The organism is Nostoc sp. CALU 546 (assembly GCF_048836525.1).
In genome coordinates this window covers 1-7,126 of the sequence record NZ_JAWJTF010000039.1, presented here as the reverse complement: position 1 = coordinate 7,126, position 7,126 = coordinate 1, and the positions used below count along the sequence as shown (strand labels likewise).

5 protein-coding genes and 1 pseudogene are annotated in these 7,126 nt (G+C 40.2%); 3 read left to right on the top strand and 3 right to left on the bottom strand.

From position 1 onward, the window contains the following. Positions 1–273: 273 nt before the first annotated feature. On the top strand, positions 274–1,305 hold the full coding sequence (fmt, locus tag RRG12_RS19790) for a methionyl-tRNA formyltransferase (protein ID WP_420760433.1): 1,032 nt from the start codon (positions 274–276) through the stop codon (positions 1,303–1,305). Positions 1,306–1,472: 167 nt separating this feature from the next. On the opposite strand, the gene RRG12_RS19785 is transcribed toward fmt, so the two are convergent. Then, positions 1,473–1,835, bottom strand: a complete 363-nt coding sequence (locus RRG12_RS19785; RefSeq protein WP_069072523.1) for a DUF6464 family protein — start codon at positions 1,833–1,835, stop codon at positions 1,473–1,475. 107 nt (positions 1,836–1,942) lie between these two features. After that, positions 1,943–3,451, bottom strand: coding sequence for a hydroxysqualene dehydroxylase (locus RRG12_RS19780; protein ID WP_420760471.1), 1,509 nt, complete (start codon positions 3,449–3,451; stop codon positions 1,943–1,945). Between the two features lie 272 nt (positions 3,452–3,723). Between RRG12_RS19780 and RRG12_RS19775 the strand changes: the two genes are divergently transcribed. After that, complete coding sequence (locus RRG12_RS19775) at positions 3,724–4,626, top strand: class I SAM-dependent methyltransferase (protein WP_420760432.1); 903 nt, start codon at positions 3,724–3,726, stop codon at positions 4,624–4,626. Between the two features lie 167 nt (positions 4,627–4,793). Here RRG12_RS19775 and RRG12_RS19770 read toward each other — a convergent pair whose 3' ends face one another. Next, a complete protein-coding gene (locus RRG12_RS19770; RefSeq protein WP_420760431.1) occupies positions 4,794–5,558 on the bottom strand; it encodes a GNAT family N-acetyltransferase in 765 nt (254 codons plus the stop codon). Between the two features lie 635 nt (positions 5,559–6,193). Here RRG12_RS19770 and modB point away from each other — a divergent pair. Continuing rightward, positions 6,194–7,126, top strand: a pseudogene (modB, locus tag RRG12_RS19765) (molybdate ABC transporter permease subunit); the annotation flags it as partial.

The window sequence follows — 7,126 nt, the reverse complement described above, 5'->3', positions numbered from 1 at the left end:
GGGATTTACAATCCCTGGCGGCCGTGCGGTTAAGTTGACACCAATGGATGCCGCCCCGCCACTTGGGGCATTGGGCATTAAAGGCTCTTCCCCATGCCCTTGTGGGTGGAGTTTTTCATAGCAAATCAACTATGTTTTGCGACTGCCATCTAGAATACGTCTGCTAAATCCTGGCTTGGTGAATTCTGTTTCAATATGCAACTTAAATGTTGTCAGTTATGAGGGGCGCACTTACGATTAACTAATGACTAACGACTAACGACTAATTTATTAATGAAAATTGTATTTTTTGGTACACCCCAGTTTGCTGTACCTACGCTGGAAAAGTTATTGAATCATTCAGAATTTGAGGTGTTGGCAGTTGTCACTCAACCAGATAAACGCCGGGAACGCGGAAATAAATTGATCCCCTCACCAGTAAAAGCGATCGCTACTGCTCACAACTTACCAGTATGGCAACCTGAGCGGGTGAAAAAAGACACTGAAACTTTAACCCAACTTAAACAATCAGACGCAGATGTGTTTGTTGTTGTCGCCTATGGACAGATTTTATCGTCAAAAATATTGAAGATGCCAAAGTTGGGCTGCATTAATGTACATGGCTCAATTTTACCCAAATATCGTGGTGCAGCGCCGATTCAGTGGTGTTTGTATAACGGTGAGAAAGAAACGGGGATCACGACCATGTTAATGGATGTGGGGATGGATACCGGCCCAATGCTACAAATAGCCACTACACCCATTGGATTACTGGATAATACCCAAGATTTAGCCGACAGACTAGCTGCGATCGGTGGGGATTTGTTGGTGGAAACTTTGTTGAAGTTGTCACGCCAGGAAATTCAACCAATTCCCCAAGATAATTTAGCGGCTACTTATGCACCTCTGATTCAAAAACCAGATTATGGTTTGGATTGGTCAAAAAGCGCGATCCAATTACACAATCAAATCAGAGGCTTTTATCCTAACTGCACGGCTACCTTTCGTGACAACCTGCTGAAAATCACCGCTTCGGCTCCCCTTAGTGCTGTAGGCGATGTCTGGCGACAAGCCGCTTTGCGTCTACGCAATCTCCCACCAGAATTACAAGAAATAGCACATAAATTACCCGATTTGTCAAACTTATCAGATCAACCGGGAGTTGTAGTGAGCATTGTTAAAGGAATTGGGGCGATTGTTCAAACTGGGGAAGGTTTCTTGCTGTTACGAGAGGTTCAGCTAGCTGGTAAACGTCCCCAGTCGGGATGGGATTTTGTGAATGGTACCCGCTTAACTGTGGGAGAAGTTTTTGGTGCGGGGAGTTGAAGGGTTGGCAATTTTAGATTTTGAATTTTGGATTTTGGATTGAAGGAAAAAGTATTCGACTGACTTGTATTGAGCTTGCTTGCCCTTCCTCTTGCCGTTCGCGCAGCGTCTCTTAGAGAAGGGTCGAAGTAGCGCTCACACCGAAATCCAAAATCTAAAATCTAAAATTAAATCGCTTCTAACTTTTCATAAAAGCGGCAAGATTCGCAAGGGCCATCTGGGTTGACTGCACAGCGAATGAGTTCTGAATGAGCATTGTAACAGCAGGTGGCATCACCGATTACCCAACGTCCTGCTACCAAACTTTTCTCAGATGGTCGTTTAGCAGACTGTACATAAATGGCAATATTGTGCAAGCGGTAGCGTCCAGCTTGAAGTTTATATCTATGGCGGCGCTCTAAAACCGCATAGGTTTTACCTTCAAAATCAAGATAGTTTCCGGGTTGGGGTGTCCAATCAAGTTGCACTTTACCGAGAGACTCACGCGGGTGCGTCAGAATCACCTCGGTTTGTAAAGAGTCTGGCTCCATAAGCTTATGTGATTTGATTTACATTATAAGGATGGTATCGCGATCGCTTTCTTTAGCTTACCGAATTTAGATTACAACTAATGATTAACTCTTCGCGTCTCTACGGATTAGGGCAACCAAAAGTCAGGTAGGATAGATTTCCCCAAGTCACGCAGAGTTTGGTTGAGCGATCGCGCCACTTGAATATGCGCTTCATCCTCTTCTACAGCTAAAATCTTAGATGGCTGACCTTCTCCCAAATAAGACACCACCAAATTCGCCGCCTCCAAACCAGTAACATAAGCCTTTTCTTGTGACCAGGAACCATGACGGTTTACAATCCAATCCCCACTCATAAACACATTTTCAAAACTTGTCTTAGCAGGTAACATATAACGATAGCTACCAGGTGCAAAGTGAGTTACCGCTTGAGATAACCGAATTACACTGCTATCAATGATCTTTGCCTCTCGAAACGCTGGTACACAAGTTGCTAAATAACCCTGAACTATTGGTAAAATTTCCTCATCACTCAAACTGAGAAACTGATTCGCGTGATAAAAATCAGCTTCAATCACCGTTCCCGGCTCATTTTGATATTCATCATGTAGAGCATTCAAATCAAAAAACGTCCAACCTGTAGTTGCGTCGAACCCAAAACAAGCATTAGAAGGACGAGGAATATCAATTTTGCGGTCAAACCATAGCCGCGTTGCTAAAACATCAATTGCTCCTAAATTGCTCAAATTACGGAATTCTTCACGGCTTTGTAAACTAGGGCTAGTTGAGACAATTTTCTTCATCCCCGTGATCCCAACTGCAAAAACCACGGCATCTGCTTCAATTATTTCATCACCACAAACCACACCCTTAACTTGATTACTATCAACAATTAAGTCTGTAACTCGCCGCTTAGGTAACACTCGCGCACCGGCTTTTTCGATTCGTTCCACCCAAGGACGAAATATCTTTTCTCCAACAGTTCCCCGACACCAAACTACATCAAAATCTGGTTGATGAGCCAGAATAAAAAAGTAAAGCATCCCTAAAGTTGCTGCGGCTGAACACTGTTCGCCAGGAGCAAACAAACCCACTAATAACATTGGCTCAAAAGCCTCGCGGTAAAGCCGTGCAGAAACGTTGAAGTCTTTGAACAACTCACGGGCAGTTACAAAATCATAGCGTCGCCAAGCTGCATCAGAATTGTCAAAATCAACGACAGCATAAAGTAAAGGCAGGGCACTGAGACGGTCAATTAGTGGCAGCCGCTTAAACTGAGTGTAGAGAAAAGTTCCCAGTGGCGAGGGGAGTCGCGGTAAGTCTTGAAAAATCGGTGATTCAACTTCCAAACCTGCTGGCGAATATTGCGAAGAACGAGTCCAAGTAGTAAAAGGATTAATTCCTAATTCATTGATTAGGGAAAAAATATTTTTGTAAGGATACCAAAAGCCATGAATGCCCGCTTCAACAGATTTGCCGGCTGGTGTTTGCCAACCTGCCACCAATCCACCAGGATAGGGGCCTGCTTCTAGAAGTGTCACATCATAACCTTGTTTTGCCAAATGGTAGGTTGCTCCTAAACCAGCCCAACCAGCACCTATAACTACCACCCGTTTTTGTTGTGACCCTTCTACCATCACAGCCTCCAATTGTTGCAGTCCATCAACTAATGTATACGAACTTGTGTTCTGATCAGGCAATAGGTTGTTATTACAGCGATTTTCATTTTGATGCAATAGGCGCTTTGAGCGCACATCTGTGCGCCCATACCATATCCCATTGAACTTAAAATAGCTATAGACTTTGAAAAAGGCTCAAGGCAAGCGGTTGAGTAAAAATCCCTTGCGGTTAATGCTGAGTTGAGAGTATAACAGAAAACAGACTTAACTATTCATGAGGAATAATCATAATGAGTCAATTAGCAGATGTAAAATTTAGTCTGAATGACTTTGAATTACGAGATGGCATTTATTTTCCTAGCGACTATGAACAGTTGAATAATACTCAACATAAAAAAACATGGGACGCAATCGGGAAAACGTATTATGGTTCCCAAAAAATTGAAAAGATTGCAGATACATCGCCCATTAAACAAGATTACACTCTGCTTACTGGCACGCCTGGAGGTACTTGGAATAAATTTCCATTGAATAAATCTGTTGGCTCTATTCTAGAGATTGGTTCTGGTTATGGTCGCGCACCATTACATCTCTCGAAAGCGAAAAATCTGAGATGTGAGAAATATTACGGAATTGATATTTCTGAACCTTTATTACGGCGGTTAATCAAGGTCAAACAAGAATATAATTTTTTCCCAGAAGCTGAATTTAACTTGATTTGTACTTCTGCTGAAATATTGCCTTTAGAAGATAATTCTATAGATTTGGTAATTTCTAACTGCGTTTTTATGCATATCCCAGATGCACAATTAAGAAAATTATTGGCTGATATATCTCGTGTGCTAAAGCCTGGTGGAATTTTTGTTTTTAATCATTCCTTTCACAACAAATCTTGTCCTTCTCATATTATTCATAATTTTGTGAGAAAGCTGAATCCATTTGTGAGAAATCCAGTTTATCTCAAGCAATATTCATCTGCTGAAATAGAGGAAATGTTAGCTACTGCTGGTCTAAAAATGAAGTGTCCACAATACATTGTCGAACCAACAGAAGAATATGCGATTTTGCCGGAAACCATCAAAGGAATACCAGTACCCTTTGCTAAAGCCATCAACAGAAGTCTGAAGCCATCGGGTAATTTAAAAGAAACTTTGGCTTATGGTTTCAGTGCCTACAGCAGTAAACTGGATTAATTAAAAAAGTCTCTTTTTTTCACAAGGAACTGAATACAAATAATCTACAAAAGCACAACAATGTTGTGCTTTTTTTACAACAAATTATCATTAACTTTGTTTTGTATTTTTGGATTAGAGTCTGATTGTTTAGTCTAAACTCCAGCCAGTTAGCAATAAATGAGTTCTTAGTGATATCTGGTAACCTCTTTACTATTAAAGATAGTTAAAAAAGTAGTGCACTTAAATTGACCAATAGATGGAAGACTACATATCTTTGCCCCACAAGCAAAATATGCTTGTAAAATATGCGGAATTTCCACATTATGTGATCTAGGACATTGTTGAGGCAATTCTAAAATAAATTCTGAATTTGGATAAACTAAAATACTTTGATGCATCAAGTTCTTTCGCTGAAAATAATTATAAGCACAACGAGCTTTTAAAGGACTTTGCGTTTTAAATGTTACACGCCCCAAAAAATATTGGTTTCCACTCCAGACAAGATAATTTCCTAGCCCTTTCCAGAGTAATAAAAGTGCTTGAATATTACGGTATTCTTTTGCTATACACGCACGCCCAAGTTCTACAGTTTCCTGAAGTATAGAATCAGGAATATCATTTATATTAAAATATTTAGCAGCACTAAAGCCCAAAGCTTGAGAAGCCATTCTATAAGATTGCATTCGGTAATTCCCAACAATTTTACCAGTTGGTTTAAAGATGAGTATCAAATGATGACAAACCATATCGAATTCATCTTGATCTCTCTGGGTAAGATTAGAAGCAGAATATTCCAAACCTAGTTCAATATTAAAAATTTCAAAGCGCAATCTAAAAACAGATTCTAATTCTTCTTTAGTAGAAGCAAGTCGGAGAATATATTTTTCGGTTTCAATTACTGGAAAATCTTTGAGGAGACGGTCAGATATTAGTGGAAGTTTAATGTTCATCTTAGAATTTCTCATTAATAGATAATCATTACATGCTCACAATTTTTACTGCTTGTTTAGCATTGCATGAGGATACGTCATGATTTAGTTATTTAAGAATTATTTTATATATAGTTACTACGAAAAAGTAAAGACAAAAAACAAATGTTTTAGGACATAATTACAGGATTTATGTCTTAATAAAGACCGTATTTTCTAGATTCAATAATATTAAATACTAATTAGTAAATATTTCATCAAGATAATATGAAGTTGTATATGAAGTGACTCAGCTATTTATTTTTGATATAAGGATATGCGTCATCAATCACTAGGAGAGGGAAAAGTTACAACTGAAGGGTTGATACTCACCATGACGATGTTTTGACGGGTACAACTTCCACCCTGACACTTCCAATACGGTTGGCTTAAGATCCCCCAACCCATTTTTTTAATGGGGTTAGGGGATTTTCAAAACATAAAAACGTTAACCGAACCGTATTGATACTCGATCGAACGCGAATCTTATTTAAAATTTGGATAGTTTTTGGGATTTCCTTCATTGATTGTTATGTGATTTACCAACTTTTACGAATATTTTGAAGCTAAAGTTGGTAAATTATGGATTAGTTGAGCTAATTCTTCCCCAGACAACTATGCCATTGGATTTATCGCCTCTTTGGATATCACTCAAAACTTCATTGCTTGCTACATTTATTACCTTCTTCTTGGGTATGGCTGCTGCCTACTGGATGCTGGGATATCGTGGCAAAGGTAAATCGTTGATTGAGGGTATCTTTATTGCGCCTCTGATTTTGCCTCCCACTGTTGTCGGCTTTTTGTTGCTGCTATTTTTTGGCAAAAATGGCCCTGTAGGGAAACTCATGCAGGCTTTTGATTTCACCATCGTCTTTACTTGGTATGGTGCAGCGATCGCAGCCACGGTAGTTTCTTTCCCTTTAATGTATAAAACTGCACTGGGAGCCTTTGAACAAATAGATGGTAATCTGCTGCGAGTAGCTAGAACCCTTGGCGCAACTGAAGCCACAATCTTTTGGCGCATCAGTTTACCCTTAGCGCTACCCGGCATTGTAGCTGCCACAATGCTCGCTTTTGCCCGTGCTTTGGGAGAATTTGGTGCGACATTGATGCTGGCTGGTAACATTCCCGGACAAACACAGACAATCCCAATGGCGATTTATTTTGCTGTGGAAGCGGGAGCGATGAATGAAGCGTGGTTTTGGGCGATCGCTATTATGGTAATTTCCCTGTCTGGAATTATTGGGGTTAACTTCTGGCAAGAATTGAGGGAGAAGAAGAAGGTAGTGGGCTTGGTTATGCTTGTGTTTGGTTGAGAAAGGTTCCAGTCTACCACTCCGCACTCTAACTTTGAATCTGGTGGATTATTTATCAACATTGAAAAAATCCTTCCTAGCTTTCATTTAAAAGTTGCTTTCAACACTGATGAGCAACCCTTGGGATTGTTAGGGGGTTCTGGAGCAGGTAAGAGCATGATTTTGCGCTGCCTTGCGGGAATAGAAACACCTACAACCGGGCGCATAGTTTTAAATGACAGAGTTCTGTTTGAC